Below are 18,258 nucleotides of genomic sequence, written 5' to 3'. Positions count from 1 at the left end.
ACCACACTGAATGACATGGATCTCAAATCATACATGCAACAACTCGGGCAGCAGGCCAGAACCGCATCCCGGGTCATTGCCGCCACCTCCACCGAGGCAAAAAATGCCGCACTGCTGGCCATTGCCGAAGCGCTTGACAGCAACCGGGCCAGCGTCCTGAGCGCCAATGCGCTCGATATGCAAAAGGGCTGCGACAATGGTCTGGATACCGCGCTGCTGGATCGCCTCGAACTGAATGATGCCCGTGTGGACGCCATGATCGAAGGCCTTCGCCAGGTCGTGGAACTGCCCGACCCCATCGGGGTTATCAGCGACAGACAAACCCGTCCGAGCGGTATTGAAGTGGCCAAAATGCGCGTCCCCCTCGGCGTTGTAGGCATCATTTATGAGTCGCGTCCCAATGTCACCGTGGACGCCGCCAGCCTCTGCCTGAAATCCGGCAATGCCACTATCCTCCGTGGCGGCAGTGAGGCCATTGAGTCCAACCGGGCCATCGCCGACTGCATCCGGCGCGGACTGGTCCACTGCGGACTTCCGGAAACCATCGTACAGGTGATCGAGATCACCGACCGGGCCGCCGTGGGCGAGCTGATCACCATGACCGACTCTGTGGACGTGATTATTCCCCGCGGCGGCAAGAGCCTGATTGAACGGATCAGCCGCGAAGCGCGGGTGCCGGTGATCAAGCATCTGGATGGCATCTGCCATGTCTATATCGACGACAAAGCCGACCTGGAAATGGCGTTCAACATTGCCATGAATGCCAAAACCCACCGCTATGGTGTCTGTAACGCCATGGAAACCCTGCTGGTGGCAGAGGCCGTGGCCACCAAGATTCTGCCCAGACTGGCAGAGGCCTATCGGGCCAAAGGTGTCGAACTGCGCGGCTGCGAACAGACCTGTGCCATTATCGACTGTCCACCCGCCACCGAAGAGGACTGGCGCACGGAGTATCTTGCACCGATTCTGTCCATCAAGGTGGTCGCAGACATGGATGAAGCAATGGCACATATCGACCACTATGGCTCCCATCACACCGAGTCCATTGTGACGACCGATGATACCCGCAGCCGCCGCTTCCTGGCGGAAGTGGATTCCAGCTCGGTCATGGTCAATGCCTCCACACGCTTTGCCGACGGCTTTGAATACGGGCTGGGTGCCGAAATCGGTATTTCCACAGACAAGATTCATGCACGCGGCCCGGTGGGCCTCGAGGGGCTCACCTCACAGAAATGGGTCGTGTTCGGCCACGGCGAAATCCGCCAATAGGAGCACCGCCGGGATATGCCCCAATCGTCTGCTCAACTGCGTGGTGTCGGCCTGTTTGGCGGCACCTTTGACCCGGTACATATCGGTCATCTCCGCACCGCGCTGGAACTGAAAAACGCCCTGGCACTTGCCGAGATGAGGCTGATGCCTAGCGCCCAGCCACCCCATCGCACACCACCTCAGGCATCGCCAAAGCAGAGAATGGCCATGCTGCAACTGGGTCTGGCCGGTGAACCGGGGCTGGTGGCCGACGACCGTGAACTGCGCCGGGATGGCCCCTCCTATACCGTGGACAGTCTGATCGAGCTGCGCCGTGAAATCGGACCGGAAGTGCCGCTGTGCCTGTGTATCGGCATGGATGCACTGCACACCATCAATCAGTGGCACCGCTGGCGGGAACTGACTGACTTCGCCCACCTTGTGGTGGCCGCCAGACCCGGCTGGCATCTGCCTGACTCGGGTGAAGTGTGGGATTTTGTCGATGGACACCGCATTCGCCAAACCGGGGAACTGCAGACAACAGCGGCCGGCGGCCTGCTGATTCGGGAAATGACCCTGCTACCCATCTCCGCCACCGGGATCCGCCAGGCACTGCAGCGGGGGGAATCCATCCGCTATCTGGTACCAGACGGCATTATTGATTACATTAACCAAAACCAGCTGTATTAACCAACAGGGTATTCAATGAGCAAAAAATTGATCGATATCGTGGTCAACGCCCTCGAAGATATCAAGGGCAAAGACATCGTCACTATGGACGTCAGCGATCTGACCGATGTCATGGACCAGATTGTGGTCGCCAGCGGCACCTCCAGCCGCCAGGTCAAATCCCTTGCGGATAACGTCGTGGAAGACGCGAAAAAGGCGGGCTTTCAGCCTATCGGCGTCGAAGGGATGGACACCTCTGAATGGGTGCTGGTGGATTTTGGCGATATCGTGGTACATGTCATGCTCCCCGAGACCCGTCTTTTTTACGAGTTGGAAAAACTCTGGTCCGTGCGCCCCGGCAGCCCAAGAGTCAGCGGCGAGGAATAAAGTCTGATGCGGCTGAGAATCCTTGCCATCGGCACAAAGATGCCGGACTGGGTGGAATCCGGCTGCAACGAATACCTCAAGCGCCTGCCCCCGGAGCTGCGCATCGAGGTGGTCGAATTGCCCCTTGGTAAGCGAGGCAAGGGAGCCGACATCCAGCGCGCAATCCTGCGGGAAGGCGAGGCGATGCTGAAAGCTATCGGCGAGCGGGATCAGGTCATCGCACTGGAGGTACAGGGCAAGTCCTGGAGCACGGGGGATCTGGCGGTCAACTTGCAACACTGGCAGGGTTCCGGCGACAACGTCAGCCTGCTGGTCGGTGGCCCCGACGGCCTGGCACCGGCGTGTCTGGCGAGAGCTGATAGCCGCTGGTCACTTTCCGCCCTGACTCTGCCCCATCCCCTGGTGCGTGTATTACTGGCGGAACAGCTCTACCGCGCCTGGAGCATCAATGCCGGGCATCCCTACCACCGTTAAGCAGCAAATCGCTGACTCGACCGGCGCTATTCATATTCAGAACGTATTCAGGACGGGTTTTCCTGTCAGGCAGATTGATTCACGACGGAGATGCCCCGGCCTGCTGAACCAACACCAGCAGAATCTGCACCAGGGCTGCACGTGTCATCTCCAGTGGCATGAACGGGGTTTCCGGCCACTGACGCCGAACCTGTATCGGCAGGGGCGGAATATGGACAAAACCGCAGGCCATGCCGGAACCGTTTTGCTGAGCCCAGTGCAGAACCTGGTAGAGCAACTGGTTACACAGATGGTTGCCCGCATGGTTCGATAGCGCCGCCGGAATACCCTGTCGATTGAGTCGTTCTAACATCGCTTCCTGTCCCGGCAGGGTACTCCAGTAGGCTGCCGGGCCACCGGGTTCAATCCTTTCCCCGCGCGGCTGACAGCCCTCGACATCCGGGGAATCAAAATCCCTCAAATTGGTGGCCAATCGTTCTAGGTTAACTTTATTGCGCCCCCGAGCCTGACCGGTGAACACACAAAACTTCGGCTGACAGGCGGCTATTTCCGCCAACACCGCCTCGCGCAGATCAGAGGCACTCAGGGGCAGGACGGCAAAGTGAAGCCGTGAGCGAAGAGGTAACAATGGCTGCGGCAAGTCATCCTGCAGGGAAGTCACCAGCGCTGCCGAGGCATTGACTTTATCGTGACCGGCATCAAAACCCGTGACCAGTATCGACATGTTGATAAACCTGCAAGTCCGTTCCGCGACGCGGGGTTACTGTTGCTCGTCGGGGATAAACAGAAGCGCATCGGAATTAATGCAATAGCGCAACCCGGTGGGTTTCGGGCCATCCTGAAAGACATGCCCAAGGTGTTCGCCACAGGCGGACAGCACTTCAGTGCGCTTGCCCATCCATGACCAGTCATCCTCGAGCACAATATTGTCCAGCTTGTGTGATTTCCAGAAACTGGGCCAGCCAGTCTGGGAATCGTACCTGTGATCAGAGCGGAAAACAGGGATGCGACAACCCGCCGTCACATAGGTACCCTTTTGTTTGTTCTCCAGTAAAGCACCGGTATAGGGACGCTCGGTACCTTTCTTCCAGAGAATTCTGTACTGCGCCGGCGTCAGTATTTTTTGCCAGACTGCCTTGGGGATGGCCTCCATATTCCGACCCTCCTGAATCAGCTGACGTGCCTGCTCAACACTCATCTCCGCAGCGGAAACCGTCAGGGGAAGAGCGATCAAAAATGCCATCAATGCGCTTAAGCCCATGTTTTTCATGATACAGCCCGTGGTTTCTAGGATGAGCTTTTGACCACATCGAAACGCCGGTGTTCATGAAGCGGCATGTTTTTTCGCAACTTGTTCAGATAAGCCAGATCCACATCTGCCACAACCACCCCCGGCCCTTCATCCAGTTCCGCCAAGACCTGCCCCCAGGGATCCACAAGAGCGGAGCCACCCCAGGTCGGCCGCTTCTCATGAAACCGATCCCCCAGATTGGCACCGACCACATAGCAGAGATTTTCCACCGCCCTGGCGCGCAACAGTAACTGCCAGTGCGCCTCGCCCGTCGCCGCTGTAAAAGCCGAGGGAACCAACAGAATGTCCGCTCCCCGGGCCGACAGATAACGGTACAGTTCCGGAAAACGGAGGTCGTAACAGACCGTCAATCCCAGCTTGCCAAAAGGGCTGTCCACCACCACCGGTTCGCTGCCGTGACAGTAGTCATCGGACTCGCAGTAACGCCCCTGACTATCGCCCACCTGCACATCGAACAGATGGATCTTCTGATAACTCGCCACTTCACTGCCATGTGCATCCACCACAAAGCACATGGCCGCCGCACGCTGATCGGCTGACTGGGCAACCGGAATGGTTCCACCAACAATCCAGACCTGATGATGTTTTGCCTGCTCCGCCAGAAACTGTCTGGCCGGACCACTGGCATCCTGCTCATCACGGGCAATCGCCGGTAGATCCCGACACCCCTGATAGGCAAAATATTCCGGCAGCACCAACAGTTTTGCCCCCTGTTGGGCAGCCTGCTCTATCAGGGTCGCTGCCTGCTGTAAGTTACCCTGTAAACTGCCCTGATTGGTCATCTGAATGGCGGCAACACGACTCATTTTGCGCCCCCTTTGTCACTGAATATTTTTTGCACCTTGACCGAAGGATCATCCCACGGCCCAGTAATTCGATAGCTGATACTGGACAGCTTGTCCACCTGCTTTTCAAACAACTTGCTGGTGATATAAACCCCGGCGGCGGCGGGCAATCCACCAATCAATGCCGCCACCCAGGGCAGGTTGGTACCCACCGGTAATGTGGTGACCAGCGACGCATCAATTTGCTCGGCAACCAGATCGGCACTACCGGCCATCTTGATCCGGCCGGAGGGCATTTTGACCAGCAGCGGCGGATCAAACTGCATGGTGCCCTCATTAAAGACCAGGCCACCCTGCAGCTCATCAAAACTCATGCCTTTTTCAAACAGATCCGAAAAATCCAGCTGCAGACGACGCAACCAGTTGTTGAAGTTGAACAACCCCACCAACCGGATTAACGCATTCGCCGTGCCGGAGGGCGATTTGTAAAAGCGGCCGTTCTCCAGTTGCAGCGACATGGCACCAGTCATCGTGGAGGGCGATATCTCCCAGGGCTGGCCGAGCCAGTGCAAATCGGCAAAGAAGCGGCCCGCCTCACTGTCCAGCGCCGGGGGGATACCCCAGTTCTCCATGACCTGGCCCACATCCCCCACACTGAACAGCCCATCAAATTGGGTGGCATAGATGCCATTTTTCAATGTCCAGAGTACCGAGGTATCATAATCCTTGCCCCCCAGCTGCAGGCCCAGCAGATTGGCATCGAGCGAGGAAATCAATACACCATCTGGCTGTGGCTCCGTCCTGAAGCTGACCCGCCCGAAGGTCCGCTCCCCCATGGCAAATTTTTTGATGGATAACTGCATCAGCGGGAACAGCGCCGGATCCAGGCTGCTGTCTCCATCCCCACCCGCTTCCTGTTCGGACACAGGGGACGGGGCCGGCAGGGATAGCCATTCCAGATCCAGCAGAATCGGTGACGACGGGGTACCGGGAATCAGCGCCTGACCGGCGGCCTGTTTACTGTCCAGCACCACCTGCCAATCGCCCTCGTGAAACCGGCCACTTCCCACCGCACTATCCACCGTCAGCCCGGCCACCTCCAGTTCCTCAACGCGCGCATCAAACATCATCGTCAACGCTGCCGGGGCACTGGCGTTTTCACTGGTGAGCTCGGTGAAGTAGGGCTGCCACTCGGTCAGGGAAAAACGGTCCAGCTTACCGGTAATACGGAACTGGCCAAGGCCGGGCAATTCTGCCTCGTCGTCTCGAATGGCCAGCAGACCACGCGACAACACACCCTCTTTCTGTTGCAGATGTGCACGGAGGTGGCCGTCGGCCTCAATACGAATATCCAGTTCCTTTGCCAGCGTGACATCCACCTGAATATTCTTCACAGAGGCCTGGGTTTTACCGGCAGGTGCAGGCAAATTGATCTCGACACCCTCCAACCGACTGTTGACCTGCAACCTGATAGAACTTCCGTCGTCCTCAAGGGGCAACCGGATTTTCGCCTCAACTGGCGTCTTCCCCTGTAAAATCCGCGTCGATGACAGATTGATAAACCGGGCCAGCGCCGGCATGGCGAGCAGCCCCTCTACATCCAGAAGCAGGTCTTCTTCACCGGTGGAGAGATTCGCAACCACCGACTCACCCCAGAATTTACCCGTCAGCCCTTCGCCGTATAACCCCTTGCCATCGCGATAGGCCAGGGTGCCCTGCAGTTGCTCGAAGGCGATGCCACTGTCCGGCAGGGCCAGACCACTGTTCTGCAAAGTGGCATCAACGGTATAAGAGCCCTCGGCATTGCTGCCCGCGAGAGGAATCACCAGGTCAAGCGCCACCTTGCTCCGACCGGAGATATCCCAACCGGCCAGGCCATCCACCCGACCCCGCAAAGGCGACCGGGCCAGCACCGCTATGGCATCTCCGGTTGTGCCACTGAGATCGGCCTTGATCCGCAATTGCCGTCCCTGGGCGGATGGCGCCGGCCGCAACTGCACGACGCCGCGCTGAACGGCCATTTTGCCGATACTGGCTGACCGAATCTGCACATCCAGATCGCCATTATCCAGGGTAATTACCGTATCCAGCTGCTCCAGCGGCAACCAGTCGGGCTGGAATTGCAGCTGACCATTTTCGGTCTTTAAATACAGCTGGATGGAGCGAGTGCCCGAGCCGCCATTCTCCAGCGGGCCTCGCCAGACAAACCCGGCCTCCGGCAGGGCCATGTCCCCGACGGATTCGTCAATCCACGTCAGCAACCCCGGCTCAAGGTTGTCCGGCAGATAGCGGGACAGATACCGGGTGTGGCTGTCCCGAATGCCAAGCAACAGTGTCATCTCCGCTTTTTCACCCGGTTTTCCGATGGGAATATCGAGGTACAGGTGTGCCCTGCCAATGCCCTCTTCACCCCCCATTTCCAGCCTGCCACTGGTAATTTTCAGGTCCCGGTTAGCCGCGTCCCAGCGCCAGTGCAACTGGCCCCGGAAACTGCTGTGCTCCATGTAATCATCAAAGACCTGCGGGTAGTGCATGGCAAAGCCGTTCTGGCTATCCAGTTCAAGCAGGCCGCTGTCATTGGTCGCCTCAACATACCCATTGATCTGACGACTGGCCGGCGCGCCCCGCCAGGACGAAATGGCGACATCGTCAAGATTGGCACGCAATTTCAGCTTTGTCTGATCATCATCGATCAACAGGTCCAGGTGTGCGTTGCGAAGTAAACCGGCAGGTTGCAATTTGCCGAGCGCCTCAAGCACAGAGACCGATGCCAAGCCGGTTTTTGCCAGTATGTCATCCACCAGGGATAGATTGATCTGACTCACCGCCACCGACCCCTCGCCCCAACCGGCACCAACCTTTTGCAGGTAGTTGATGGTCAGCGGTTCAATCGCGAGCTCTCCCCACTGGAAATCGAGGTCTTGCAGACTCAGCCCCCAGTTTTCGCCGGGTTTGAACCAGCCGGTCAGGTCAGTACTGAAATGGGTCAGTGGCTCCACATCTTCCACCCAATTCAAGGGGATTTCCGCCGCGGAAAGACGGCCTTTCAGCATCGCCAAACCGCCATCCTGCATGTCGATCCAGACCTCGCCCTCAATATCTGTACTGATATCGCCGACACGATCTACCGCTGCCGGGAACCATCCCTTGGCGAGGGCACTCAGGGAGCCACTGAAGTCGATACGGTTGATTTTCAGGTAGGCTGAGGCACTCAAATCATCCATATCCCGGTGGTCACCCCGGGCCTCCACAATCAGCTCAGCCACCGGATCATGTCCCGCCAGGCTCAACCCGGCCAACAGGCGATGGAAGTCACCGCTGTTCTCCAGCAGAATATCCCGCGCCTCGATCCCCGCCTCGGTCCCGGAGTAGAACTGCAGGTTGGCCGACACCTTGCCAATGCCGGACATGTCACTGTCGAGAAGCATATCCAGCAGTCCGGTGCTATCCGTCCTCTGGCGGTCTTCACGGGGCAGACCCGAAACCCGCCAGTGGCCGTCGGCATCTTCTTTCAGCGTCAATGCCACTTCGCCGATCCAAAGCTCACTCAATACCAGCTGGCGGGCCAAAAGTGTCTTGATAAGACTGACCTCCAGGGTAATCCGGTCGATAGACACGGCCGGTTGCTGACCGCCATCGCCAAACACTTTCAGGTCAAGTGCGGTGATACGGGGCTTAAGCCGCTGCCAGTCACCCAGTAACTGCCGGGTTTCAACCTGCATGGCGAGTTGTTCAGAGAGGAAAAAGTTGATTTGTGTGCGGTAGTTGTCGAGGTTGACAATGGCCTCGCGCCCGAGGGATACCAGTAATGCAATCGAGATCACCGACAGAGCCGCCAGTAACAGCAACCGCCTGGCAATCGATTTCAGCATTCGCGCTGCTTTCAAAACCCGCTCCTGACAAGGACGCTCATTCGATCACTGACCGCCGGACTAAAGACGGAGCGCAACAGCGCCGTGTAATGTGCCGGACTCACCGCACAACGCAACGACCGGCGGCAGGACCCCGGCAGCCATAATACGCGAGCCATCAATAAATAAAAATCCGGGATGCCAGCTGACCAGCTCTGCACAACCGGCTATACGGGAATGATGTCATACTGTTCCTGGTTGTACATTGTATCCACCTGAAACTGGATGGATCGGCCGATATATTTCTCGAGACCCGCCACATAATCCGACTCTTCGTCCAACAGCCGCTCTATCACCACTGAGGCCGCCAGCACCAGAAATGACTGACACTCAAAGGTGCGGGCCTCGCGGAGAATTTCCCGCAACAGGTCGTAACAGACCGTCTCCACCGATCGCAGTGTCCCCCTGCCATCACAGACCGGGCAGGCCACGCAGAGTGTATGCCCCAGACTGGTACTGATCCGCTTGCGGGTCATTTCCACCAGACCCAGCTCAGACACGGCGGCCACTGCTGTTTTCGCGCGATCACGGGACAGCGCCTTCTCCAGTGCCCGCATCACCTGGCGGCGGTGTTCTACATCCTGCATATCGATAAAGTCGATAATGATAATACCGCCCAGATTTCTCAGTCGCAGCTGACGTGCAATGCTGTAGGCCGCCTCCAGGTTGGTCTTGAAAATGGTTTCCTCCAGATTGCGATGACCGACAAAGGCACCCGTATTCACATCCACGGTGGTCATTGCCTCGGTCTGCTCAATCACCAGCGATCCCCCGGATTTCAGCGAGACTTTTTTGTCCAGCGCACGGCTGATTTCATCTTCGACACCGAACAGATAAAACAGTGGCCGTTCGTCCGTGTAATACTCGATCATCGAGGTCAACTCGGGATCGAACTGCCGGGTAAACGCCAGCAGCTTGTTGCACACCTCGCGGGAATCCACCCGGACCTTCTCGACCTGTAGTTGCCCCATGTCCCTGATGGCCCGAAGGTACAACGGCAGGTCTTCATAAACGATCGCCGGTGCGACAACCCCTTTCGCGGCCTTTTCTACAGACACCCAGAGCTGTTGCAAAAACGCCACTTCACGACGCAGCTCGGAACCCTCGACACCCTCCGCCGAGGTGCGAATAATGTAGCCGCCGGTGCTGTCAGATTCCAGCAGTATGGCATCGAGATCAGAGCGCAAACGCTGCCGCTCCTGCTCTTCGGCGATGCGCTGCGAAACACCCACGTGATCCACGTTGGGCATATAGACCAGCAACCTTGAAGAGACTGTCAGGCGGGTAGAAAGGCGGGCACCCTTGGTGCTGATCGGATTCTTAATGACCTGCACCAACAAGGACTGCCCCTCGCGAAGATAGAGGCGAATATCCGGGGTACTGTTACTACTGGCATTTGTTTCCGGGCGAAGAATGTCATCCACATGTATAAACCCGGCCTTGTCGAGCCCGATATCGACAAAAGCCGCCTGCATACCGGGCAGCACCCGCACCACTTTGCCTTTATAGATATTGCCGACAGGCCCACGGCTCAGGGTGCGCTCAATACTGACTTCCTGCAGTACGCCATTTTCCACGAACGCTACCCGCGACTCCATCGGCGTAATATTGACTAGAATTTCCGTGCTCATGTCTCCCTCCACCAGGCAATATCAAAGGCCTGGAGCAACTGACAGGTCTCTGCCAGCGGCAAACCCACAACACTGGAATAACTGCCCTGAATCCCTGTCACAAAAACCCCGCCAAGCCCCTGTATAGCGTAACCGCCGGCCTTGTCTGCCGGCTCGCCGGTCTGCCAGTAACGTTCACACTCTGCCACTGACAGAGGCCGGAAGGTGACCTGCGTTTCAGCACAACGCAACAACTGCCGCTCGCCTGCCACCATGGCGACAGCAGACAGTACCCGATGCGTTGTCCCCGACAGGCGATGCAGCATGGACAAGGCCTGCTCGCGGTCTGCGGGTTTACCAAAGATATCCGGGCCAGCCACCACCGTCGTATCGGCGCCCAACACCGGCACATTGGACAATGGGCTGGCAAACCAACCCGCGCGAGCTTTTTGCAGCGCAATTCGCTGCACATATTCAGCCGCAAGTTCGCCGGGGAGAATGGATTCATCCAGGTCGACCGGCGCAACGTGAAACCGGCAACCGATCTGACGCAGCAGGTCAGCCCGCCGGGGAGAGGCGGAGGCAAGCACAAAATCAGCCTGTAATTGCATAGTCAAATCGCCGGTCGCAACAGGTTACCCGGGGCAACAGTGTCAGGGCCCGGGAGAAATTTCTTCCTCACCCCAGCGGGTCCAGTGCAGATGGCTCAACCCGATCGCCAGCACCGGCCAGAACAGCATGGAAGACAATGCCGGGGCAAGCCGCACTGCTCCGTGCCAGTCGGCACGGAGTATCAGGGTAAGGGCATAAACCAGGCACTGACTCAAGGCCACCAACAGCAGCACCAGTATGGCCTGATGCCCCAGCCTGAAATGTCGCATACGTTGCTGCAACAACAGCAGAATACAGGCGCAGACGGCAAACACCAGCGCATGTCGACCAATCAGGTCACCAATGACAAAGTCCAGCGCCAGTCCGCACAGCCAGGCAAAACCGATACCGTGCAGGAGCGGACGACGAAACAACCAGTAACAGACTGTCAACAGAACAAACTGGGGTCGCCAGTGGGCGGCAGCAGCGGAGAGAGGCAACATCTGCAGCAGAATCGCAATCAGTACGGTCAGAGCGCTCCAGACATAAATTGATGGACTATCTTGTACCATCCTGATCCTCCCCCAGCGTCTCAATAGCGGAAAACACCAGCAGCAGATGCCGACTGCGATCAATTTTTGCCGAGGGCGTCAACGTCACCTCCAGATAAGCCTGGCCCGGCAACACCCTTACCGAGGTCACAGTCCCCACCGGATAACCGGACGGAAAACGCCCCCCCAAGCCGGAACTGACCAACTGATCGCCTTCCTCTATATCCGTACTGTTGGCCACATAGCGAAGAGACAGTGTGCGGAAATCACTCGTCCCTTCAGCAACGGAGCGCACCCCGTTGCGCAACACCTGCACGGGCAGTGCGTGGGCGCTGTCAGTGATCAGCAAGACCTTGCTGCTGCTGCGGTAAACCTCAATCACCTGGCCCATCAGACCATCGGCATCAAGCACCGGCTGCCCCACGTAGACATCGTGATCTTCGCCACGGTCGATAATAATGGTATGACGGGTCGGGTCCGGCGTAACACCGACCAGCTCGGTCACCATGACACTGTCCTGCAGCATCTCGGTAGCATTCAGCAGGTTGCGCAGCCGCACATTTTCTGCGGTCACTTCCGCCATCCGCTGCATGCGGGCCTTGTAGATCAGCAGTTCGGTACGCAGCTGCTCGTTACTTTCTTCCAGTTCACGCCGTGCCACCACCGTTTCCTGCCCGTACTCACTCAGTCGGGCAGGAATGTTCGATACCCAGTAAAGGGGCACAGTGACTTCCGCCAGCCATCGGTGTGCGGGCTTGAACCAGGGGGTAAAACTGTCGATAAACAGGAGGAGCAGCCCAAGGGCAACCAGCAACAGTAACCGCTGTACGGGTGATGAGCCTTTGGAAAACAGATTCTTGATAGCAACACCCCGTATTGTTATTGATGATCTGGGGTCTGAACCAGTAAATACCCTGTCAGGATGACATCACATCCATGCTGCGCTTGTCCATCATGTCCAGCGCCTTGCCGCCACCGCGGGCCACGCAGGTCAAAGGATCTTCAGCAACAATCACCGGCAGACCAGTTTCGTGAATAATCAGCCGGTCCAGATCACAGAGCAACGCGCCACCGCCGGTCAGCACGATACCGGTTTCGGCAATATCCGAGGCGAGCTCCGGAGGGGATTGCTCCAGCACCCGCTTAACACTCTGGACTATTGCCGCCAGCGGCTCCTGCAGGGCTTCGAGAATTTCGTCGCTGTTGAGCTGAAACTGTTTTGGCACACCCTCCGCCAGATTCCGGCCGCGCACATCGATCTCACGAACCTCACTGGCCGGGTAGGCGCTGCCAATTTCCATCTTGATACGCTCAGCCGTGGAGTCACCAATCACACTGCCGTATTTGCGGCGCACATAGTTGCTGATCGCTTCGTCGAAGCGGTCACCGCCAACGCGGATAGAATCAGAGAACACCACACCGTTCAGGGACAGAATGGCGATTTCAGTGGTACCACCGCCGATATCCACCACCATGGAACCGCACGCCTCATCCACCGGCATACCAGCGCCGATCGCCGCGGCCATCGGCTCCTCGATCAGGAACACTTCCCGCGCCCCGGCACTGTAGGCAGACTCCCGGATAGCGCGCTTTTCCACCTCGGTGGCCATGCAGGGCACACAGATCAGCACCCGGGGGCTCGGTGGAATCAGGCTGTGGGAATGCACTTTCTTGATAAAATGCTGGAGCATTTTTTCAGTGACCTGAAAATCGGCGATGACGCCGTCCTTCATCGGGCGGATAGCGGTAATATTGCCCGGCGTGCGACCCAGCATGCGCTTCGCTTCGACACCCACCGCCTCGACAATTTTCTGACCCTGGTGATGACGAATAGCCACAACGGAAGGCTCATTCAGAACAATGCCTTTTTCGCGAACATAAATCAGTGTATTTGCGGTGCCCAGATCGATCGACAGATCATTTGAAAAAATACCGCGCAATCTTTTTAACATCTATTTTTACCTTGTTGGCCATTTTAGTCCGGTACAGGGTGACCGCTGGCGCTGAAATCTGGCAACTCTACCAATCGCGACAACACAGGGCAAGATTTAAGTCCTTGATCCCCGTACAAAATCACTATGAAAGCACTCCTTCAGAGTACCCCTGCGGTTGCGGATGTGGTAACTTACGCCCCTCATTTTGTCAGGCCAAAAACAGGCTCTGACCGTCTCTGTTAACAGCGCAGAATCATACCATGACTATCGAACGTGCAGACATCGAAAAGCTCGCAGAATTGGCGCGCATCGAACTGAATGATGCCACCATCACGGAAACCACCCGCAGTATCGCGGATGTGTTGGCACTGGTGGACCAATTGCAGGCTGCCAACACCGAGGGTGTCACCCCGATGGCCCACCCCACCGACGCGGTTCAGCGCCTGCGGCCCGACGTGGTCACCGAAACCAACCAGCGCGAGGCATTTCAGGCCATCGCCCCCGCCGTCGAAGAGGGCCTTTATCTGGTCCCCAAAGTCATCGACTGAGGACGCTCGCAAGCCATGCATAACAAAACCCTCGCAGAGATCATTGCCGGCCTGAACAGCGGTGCCTTTTCCAGTGTGGAAATCACCGGCCACCTGCTGAACCGCATCCGGCAACTGGATCCACAATACAACAGCTTTATTACCGTGACTGCCGAAGCGGCGCTGGCCAGTGCCGAAGCCGCGGATCGACAGCGCGCCAGCGGCAACGCCCCGCTGTTCTGCGGCGTGCCGATTGCGCACAAAGACATCTTCTGCACCAACGGCGTTCGCACCAGTTGTGGCTCAAAAATGCTCGACAATTTCGTGCCGCCCTACGATGCCACCGTGGTAGAGAATTTTGCGCAGGCCGGCGCGGTGATTCTGGGCAAGACCAATATGGACGAGTTCGCGATGGGCTCCTCCAACGAAACCAGCTATTACGGCCCGGTCAAAAACCCCTGGGACGTCAACTGCGTACCCGGCGGCTCCTCCGGTGGCTCCGCCGCAGCACTGGCTGCCCGCCTGACCCCCGGCGCCACCGCCACCGATACCGGCGGCTCGATACGCCAGCCCGCAGCACTGTGCGGTGTCACTGGACTGAAGCCCACCTATGGTCGGGTATCCCGCTGGGGCATGGTTGCTTTTGCCTCCAGTCTCGACCAGGCAGGTCCGATGGCCCGCTCCGCCGAGGACTGTGCACTGATGCTCAATGCCATGGCCAGCTTTGATCCCAGGGACTCCACCTCGATTGACCGCGAGGTACCGGATTACACCGCCAACCTCAACCAGCCGCTGAGTAGCCTGAAAATCGGCATACCGAAGGAGTATTTCGGCGAGGGGCTCAACCCCGGCACCGAACAGGCGGTGCGCGAAGCGCTGACCGAATACGAGAAACAGGGTGCCACCCTGGTGGATATCAGTCTGCCCCACTCCCACCTGGCGGTGCCCGCCTACTATGTGATTGCACCCGCCGAGGCCTCCGCCAACCTGTCCCGCTTCGACGGGGTGCGCTACGGCTATCGCTGCGAGGACCCGAAGGATTTGCGCGACCTCTACATGCGCACTCGCGGCGAAGGCTTTGGCGATGAAGTGAAACGCCGCATTCTGGTGGGCGCCTACTGTCTGTCGGCAGGTTATTACGATGCCTATTACCGCAAGGCCCAGCAGGTGCGCCACCTGATCAAACAGGATTTTGTCGATGCCTTTGCGACGGTGGATGTGATTATGGGGCCCACCTCGCCCTCGCCCGCCTTTGCATTTGGTGCCAAGGGGGACGACCCGGTGGCCATGTATCTGGAAGATGTTTTCACCATTGCCACCAATCTGGCGGGCCTGCCCGGCATGTCCCTGCCCTGCGGCTTTGTGGACAACAGGCCGGTGGGCTTGCAGATTATCGGCAACTATTTTGACGAGGGCCTGATGCTGAATGCAGCACACCAGTTCCAGCGGGCCACCGACTGGCATCAACGCGCACCGGAGGGCCTTGAATAATGCAATGGGAAACCGTCATCGGCCTCGAAGTCCACGTGCAACTGGCCACCCAATCGAAAATCTTTTCCGGTGCCAGCACCGCCTTTGGCGCCGAGCCCAACACTCAGGCCTGCGCCATCGACCTGGCCATGCCCGGCACCTTGCCGGTGCCCAATGAACAGGCATTTCGCGATGCCATCATGTTCGGCCTGGCCATCGATGCCGACATCGCCCGCACCTCGATGTTCGAGCGCAAAAACTATTTTTACCCGGACCTGCCCAAAGCCTACCAGACCACCCAGCTGGAAAAACCCATCGTCGGTCGCGGCCACGTGGACATCGAACTGGCGGACGGCAGCAAGAAATCCATCCGCATTCACCACGCCCATCTGGAAGAGGACGCCGGCAAATCCCTGCACGAAGGCTCTTTCGAGATACACGGGCACGGCATGACCGGCATCGACCTCAACCGCGCCGGCACACCGCTGATCGAAATCGTCTCCGAGCCGGATATGCGCAACGCCGAAGAGGCGGTGGCCTTTGCCCGCAAGCTGCACAGCATCGTCACCTCGCTGGGCATCTGCGACGGCAACATGTCCCAGGGCTCCATGCGTTTCGACGTCAATATATCCGTACGCCCCAAGGGCAGCGACACTTTCGGCACCCGCACCGAAACCAAGAACCTCAACTCCTTCAAGTTCATGGAAGATGCCATAGCACTGGAGGTAGAGCGACAGATCGACCTGATCGAGGACGGCGGTAAAGTCATTCAGGAGACCCGCCTCTACAATGGCGACACGAAACAGGCCCGCGCTATGCGCAGCAAGGAAGAAGCCAACGACTACCGTTACTTCCCCTGCCCGGACCTGTTACCCATTGTGTTCGAAGACGACTATATCGAGCAGATTCGCCAGTCCCTGCCGGAACTGCCGGATGCCCGTCGCGACCGTTTTATCGAGCAGTACGGCCTGTCCCGCTATGATGCCAACAGCCTCAGCGGCGATGCCGCGGTCGCGCAATTCTTTCAAACCGCTGCCGCTGGCAGCGATGCAAAACTGGCCGCCAACTGGATCATGGGTGAACTGTCCGCACGACTCAACGCCGAGGACAGGGTCATTCAGGACAGTCCTGTCAGCGCCGACCAACTGGCGGGCATGATTGCGCGCCTCAAAGACGGCACCATCTCCAGCAAAATGGCCAAACAGGTGTTCGACGCCATGTGGAATGGCGAGGGCGACGCCGACGGCATCATCGAGGCCCGCGGTCTGAAACAGGTCTCCGACAGCGGTGCCATCGAGGCACTGGTGGACGACGTCATTGCCAACAGCCCCCAGCAAGTGGACAACTACCGCAACGCCGACGACGCCAAGCGACCCAAAATGCTCGGCTACTTCGTCGGCCAGATCATGAAAGCGTCCAAAGGTCAGGCCAACCCGCAGCAGGTCAATGATGTGTTGTTGGAAAAACTCAACGCCCTTCTCTAACGATCAACCAATATACAGAACCTTTTTATGGCACTGAAAAAAGACAAGCGCAAAGTACTCGGCGAATTTTTCGACGACGAGCGCATTAAAACCTTCCTCGACTTCGAACCACCGGAGGGTGTCGATGCCGACTTCCACGTGCTGGAAAAAGCCTATCGGGGCATGAACATCGAAAACTTCGAAACCTTTATCAAATTCTTCCTCGAGGATGGTCGCAACCTCAATGCCACCAACTCCGACGGCAAAACCCTGCTGCAACTAGTCAGCCAACATCGCCTCGGCGAAGACTATGCCGATGCGCTAAAAGCCAACGGCGCCAGGTAACCCAACCTGCCCTTACCTTTGCCGAAGCCCCCTACAGATTACTGAGGGGACTGCGCACGCCGTGTGCTCCCTGCTTCAGTACGTGGGTATAGATTTCAGTGGTTTTCACATCGGAATGCCCCAACTGCTCCTGTACCGTGCGAATATCTGTGCCCGACTGTAGCAGATGGGTTGCGAAGGAATGTCGTAGCGTATGGCAGGTCACGGGCTTTTTAATACCGGCTTCGAAAGCAGTCTGCTTCACCAGTTTATTCAAGGCCGACTCATCAAAATGATGCCGACGAAGCCATCCCCCGTCGGGATCGGGGCTCAATTTACTGGCTGGAAACAGATACTGCCAACCGAGACTTTTCGCCGCATTCGGATACTTCCGCGCCAGCGCATCGGGCATAAATACACCGGCATAACCCTGCACCGCCAAATCTTCCTCAAGATACCGGGCAACCCTGCGAACCTCAGCCTCCAAGGGCTCCACCAGTTCCGGTGCCAGGGTTGTCAATCTGTGCTTAAAGCCCTTGCCATTCCAGATGCGCAACTGCAAGTGATCCAGGTCCACATCATTCACCCGCAACCGCACCAACTCTATACGCCTTAAACCTGAACCATAGAGCAAACACACCATCAGCTTATGGTACCCGTGCATACCTTGTATAAGACGTTTCACTTCAGCAGTCGTCAGCACTATAGGAAGCTTGGGCTGCCGGCTTGACTTGCGAAAATCAGTGAGCGTGATGGACCGCTGTAAAAACTGGTTGTACAGGAATGCCAAGGCATTAAGCACAATCGCCTGAGTTGAGGCCGACACATGCCGTTCGACCGCCAGGTGTGTCAAAAACTGCTCAACATGTGCTTCTGACAGCCTTTCCGGGTGAGCCTTGCCATGAAAAAGGATATAGCGTTTAATCCAGTGCAGGTACGATTCAACTGTGCGGCGACTATAGCGTCTGACTAGCATGTACTCTTTAATGGAACCAAGGAACG

The 18,258-nt window shown here is 57.7% G+C and carries 18 protein-coding genes; 8 read left to right on the top strand and 10 right to left on the bottom strand.

Annotation, left to right across the window (positions count from 1 at the left end):
* Nucleotides 1–15 precede the first annotated feature (15 nt).
* From QZ516_RS05530 to rlmH, 4 genes are read left to right on the top strand one after another with little or no spacing between them, the layout of a single operon-like run.
* Complete coding sequence (locus tag QZ516_RS05530; RefSeq protein ID WP_297187384.1) at nt 16–1,269, top strand: glutamate-5-semialdehyde dehydrogenase; 1,254 nt, start codon at nt 16–18, stop codon at nt 1,267–1,269.
* 15 nt (nt 1,270–1,284) lie between these two features.
* Nucleotides 1,285–1,938 carry a nicotinate-nucleotide adenylyltransferase gene (gene nadD, locus QZ516_RS05525; protein WP_297187380.1) on the top strand — a complete coding sequence of 218 codons (654 nt, stop codon included), beginning with the start codon at nt 1,285–1,287 and terminating at the stop codon, nt 1,936–1,938.
* A 15-nt stretch (nt 1,939–1,953) separates the two neighbouring features.
* The gene (gene rsfS / locus QZ516_RS05520; protein WP_036858496.1) at nt 1,954–2,304 is read left to right on the top strand and encodes a ribosome silencing factor; all 351 of its coding nucleotides are present in this window, start codon (nt 1,954–1,956) and stop codon (nt 2,302–2,304) included.
* A gap of 6 nt (nt 2,305–2,310) precedes the next feature.
* A complete protein-coding gene (rlmH, locus tag QZ516_RS05515) occupies nt 2,311–2,778 on the top strand; it encodes a 23S rRNA (pseudouridine(1915)-N(3))-methyltransferase RlmH (RefSeq protein WP_297187376.1) in 468 nt (155 codons plus the stop codon).
* Nucleotides 2,779–2,857: 79 nt separating this feature from the next.
* On the opposite strand, the gene QZ516_RS05510 is transcribed toward rlmH, so the two are convergent.
* The 9 genes from QZ516_RS05510 to QZ516_RS05470 form a co-directional block, all read right to left on the bottom strand.
* Entirely contained in the window at nt 2,858–3,502 is a 645-nt protein-coding gene (locus tag QZ516_RS05510) for a hypothetical protein (RefSeq protein ID WP_297187373.1), read from the bottom strand.
* Nucleotides 3,503–3,538: 36 nt separating this feature from the next.
* Entirely contained in the window at nt 3,539–4,048 is a 510-nt protein-coding gene (msrB, locus tag QZ516_RS05505) for a peptide-methionine (R)-S-oxide reductase MsrB (protein ID WP_297187370.1), read from the bottom strand.
* Nucleotides 4,049–4,065: 17 nt separating this feature from the next.
* Nucleotides 4,066–4,896 carry a carbon-nitrogen hydrolase family protein gene (locus QZ516_RS05500; protein ID WP_297187367.1) on the bottom strand — a complete coding sequence of 277 codons (831 nt, stop codon included), beginning with the start codon at nt 4,894–4,896 and terminating at the stop codon, nt 4,066–4,068.
* Entirely contained in the window at nt 4,893–8,747 is a 3,855-nt protein-coding gene (locus QZ516_RS05495) for a YhdP family protein (protein WP_297187364.1), read from the bottom strand. Before QZ516_RS05495 ends, QZ516_RS05500 begins: the two co-directional genes overlap by 4 nt.
* Before the next feature lie 206 nt (nt 8,748–8,953).
* Nucleotides 8,954–10,417: a ribonuclease G gene (gene rng / locus QZ516_RS05490; protein WP_297187361.1), complete on the bottom strand. Its 1,464-nt coding sequence runs from the start codon at nt 10,415–10,417 to the stop codon at nt 8,954–8,956.
* Nucleotides 10,414–11,007 carry a Maf family protein gene (locus QZ516_RS05485; RefSeq protein WP_297187359.1) on the bottom strand — a complete coding sequence of 198 codons (594 nt, stop codon included), beginning with the start codon at nt 11,005–11,007 and terminating at the stop codon, nt 10,414–10,416. The genes rng and QZ516_RS05485 overlap by 4 nt, the downstream gene beginning before the upstream one ends.
* A 42-nt stretch (nt 11,008–11,049) precedes the next feature.
* Complete coding sequence (gene mreD / locus QZ516_RS05480) at nt 11,050–11,559, bottom strand: rod shape-determining protein MreD (protein WP_297187356.1); 510 nt, start codon at nt 11,557–11,559, stop codon at nt 11,050–11,052.
* Nucleotides 11,546–12,391 carry a rod shape-determining protein MreC gene (gene mreC, locus QZ516_RS05475; protein WP_297187868.1) on the bottom strand — a complete coding sequence of 282 codons (846 nt, stop codon included), beginning with the start codon at nt 12,389–12,391 and terminating at the stop codon, nt 11,546–11,548. Before mreC ends, mreD begins: the two co-directional genes overlap by 14 nt.
* Before the next feature lie 64 nt (nt 12,392–12,455).
* Nucleotides 12,456–13,490, bottom strand: coding sequence for a rod shape-determining protein (locus tag QZ516_RS05470; RefSeq protein WP_297187353.1), 1,035 nt, complete (start codon nt 13,488–13,490; stop codon nt 12,456–12,458).
* Between the two features lie 242 nt (nt 13,491–13,732).
* On the opposite strand from QZ516_RS05470, the gene gatC reads away from it, so the two are divergent.
* From gatC to QZ516_RS05450, 4 genes are read left to right on the top strand one after another with little or no spacing between them, the layout of a single operon-like run.
* Entirely contained in the window at nt 13,733–14,020 is a 288-nt protein-coding gene (gene gatC / locus QZ516_RS05465; protein ID WP_297187350.1) for an Asp-tRNA(Asn)/Glu-tRNA(Gln) amidotransferase subunit GatC, read from the top strand.
* A gap of 15 nt (nt 14,021–14,035) precedes the next feature.
* Nucleotides 14,036–15,490 carry an Asp-tRNA(Asn)/Glu-tRNA(Gln) amidotransferase subunit GatA gene (gene gatA / locus QZ516_RS05460; RefSeq protein ID WP_297187347.1) on the top strand — a complete coding sequence of 485 codons (1,455 nt, stop codon included), beginning with the start codon at nt 14,036–14,038 and terminating at the stop codon, nt 15,488–15,490.
* Complete coding sequence (gene gatB, locus QZ516_RS05455) at nt 15,490–16,953, top strand: Asp-tRNA(Asn)/Glu-tRNA(Gln) amidotransferase subunit GatB (RefSeq protein ID WP_297187344.1); 1,464 nt, start codon at nt 15,490–15,492, stop codon at nt 16,951–16,953. The genes gatA and gatB overlap by 1 nt, the downstream gene beginning before the upstream one ends.
* A gap of 27 nt (nt 16,954–16,980) precedes the next feature.
* Nucleotides 16,981–17,277, top strand: a complete 297-nt coding sequence (locus QZ516_RS05450) for a PA4642 family protein (protein ID WP_297187341.1) — start codon at nt 16,981–16,983, stop codon at nt 17,275–17,277.
* Between the two features lie 31 nt (nt 17,278–17,308).
* On the opposite strand, the gene QZ516_RS05445 is transcribed toward QZ516_RS05450, so the two are convergent.
* The coding region (locus tag QZ516_RS05445; RefSeq protein ID WP_297187338.1) for an integron integrase at nt 17,309–18,258 on the bottom strand (950 nt) is incomplete at its 5' end.

This window comes from uncultured Porticoccus sp. (assembly GCF_913061305.1).
Lineage (GTDB): Bacteria > Pseudomonadota > Gammaproteobacteria > Pseudomonadales > Porticoccaceae > Porticoccus.
Note: the sequence above shows the minus strand (reverse complement) of the source record. Positions and strands in the feature narration are given on the sequence as shown.

Excerpts from the sequence above, each read along its gene's own strand:
- QZ516_RS05530 (WP_297187384.1), top strand. The coding sequence starts at position 16 with ATGGATCTCAAATCATACATGCAACAACTCGGGCAGCAGGCCAGAACC.
- nadD (WP_297187380.1), top strand. The coding sequence starts at position 1,285 with ATGCCCCAATCGTCTGCTCAACTGCGTGGTGTCGGCCTGTTTGGCGGC.
- rsfS (WP_036858496.1), top strand. The coding sequence starts at position 1,954 with ATGAGCAAAAAATTGATCGATATCGTGGTCAACGCCCTCGAAGATATC.
- rlmH (WP_297187376.1), top strand. The coding sequence starts at position 2,311 with ATGCGGCTGAGAATCCTTGCCATCGGCACAAAGATGCCGGACTGGGTG.
- QZ516_RS05510 (WP_297187373.1), bottom strand. The coding sequence starts at position 3,502 with ATGTCGATACTGGTCACGGGTTTTGATGCCGGTCACGATAAAGTCAAT.
- msrB (WP_297187370.1), bottom strand. The coding sequence starts at position 4,048 with ATGAAAAACATGGGCTTAAGCGCATTGATGGCATTTTTGATCGCTCTT.
- QZ516_RS05500 (WP_297187367.1), bottom strand. The coding sequence starts at position 4,896 with ATGAGTCGTGTTGCCGCCATTCAGATGACCAATCAGGGCAGTTTACAG.
- QZ516_RS05495 (WP_297187364.1), bottom strand. The coding sequence starts at position 8,747 with ATGCTGAAATCGATTGCCAGGCGGTTGCTGTTACTGGCGGCTCTGTCG.
- rng (WP_297187361.1), bottom strand. The coding sequence starts at position 10,417 with ATGAGCACGGAAATTCTAGTCAATATTACGCCGATGGAGTCGCGGGTA.
- QZ516_RS05485 (WP_297187359.1), bottom strand. The coding sequence starts at position 11,007 with ATGCAATTACAGGCTGATTTTGTGCTTGCCTCCGCCTCTCCCCGGCGG.
- mreD (WP_297187356.1), bottom strand. The coding sequence starts at position 11,559 with ATGGTACAAGATAGTCCATCAATTTATGTCTGGAGCGCTCTGACCGTA.
- QZ516_RS05470 (WP_297187353.1), bottom strand. The coding sequence starts at position 13,490 with ATGTTAAAAAGATTGCGCGGTATTTTTTCAAATGATCTGTCGATCGAT.
- gatC (WP_297187350.1), top strand. The coding sequence starts at position 13,733 with ATGACTATCGAACGTGCAGACATCGAAAAGCTCGCAGAATTGGCGCGC.
- gatA (WP_297187347.1), top strand. The coding sequence starts at position 14,036 with ATGCATAACAAAACCCTCGCAGAGATCATTGCCGGCCTGAACAGCGGT.
- gatB (WP_297187344.1), top strand. The coding sequence starts at position 15,490 with ATGCAATGGGAAACCGTCATCGGCCTCGAAGTCCACGTGCAACTGGCC.
- QZ516_RS05450 (WP_297187341.1), top strand. The coding sequence starts at position 16,981 with ATGGCACTGAAAAAAGACAAGCGCAAAGTACTCGGCGAATTTTTCGAC.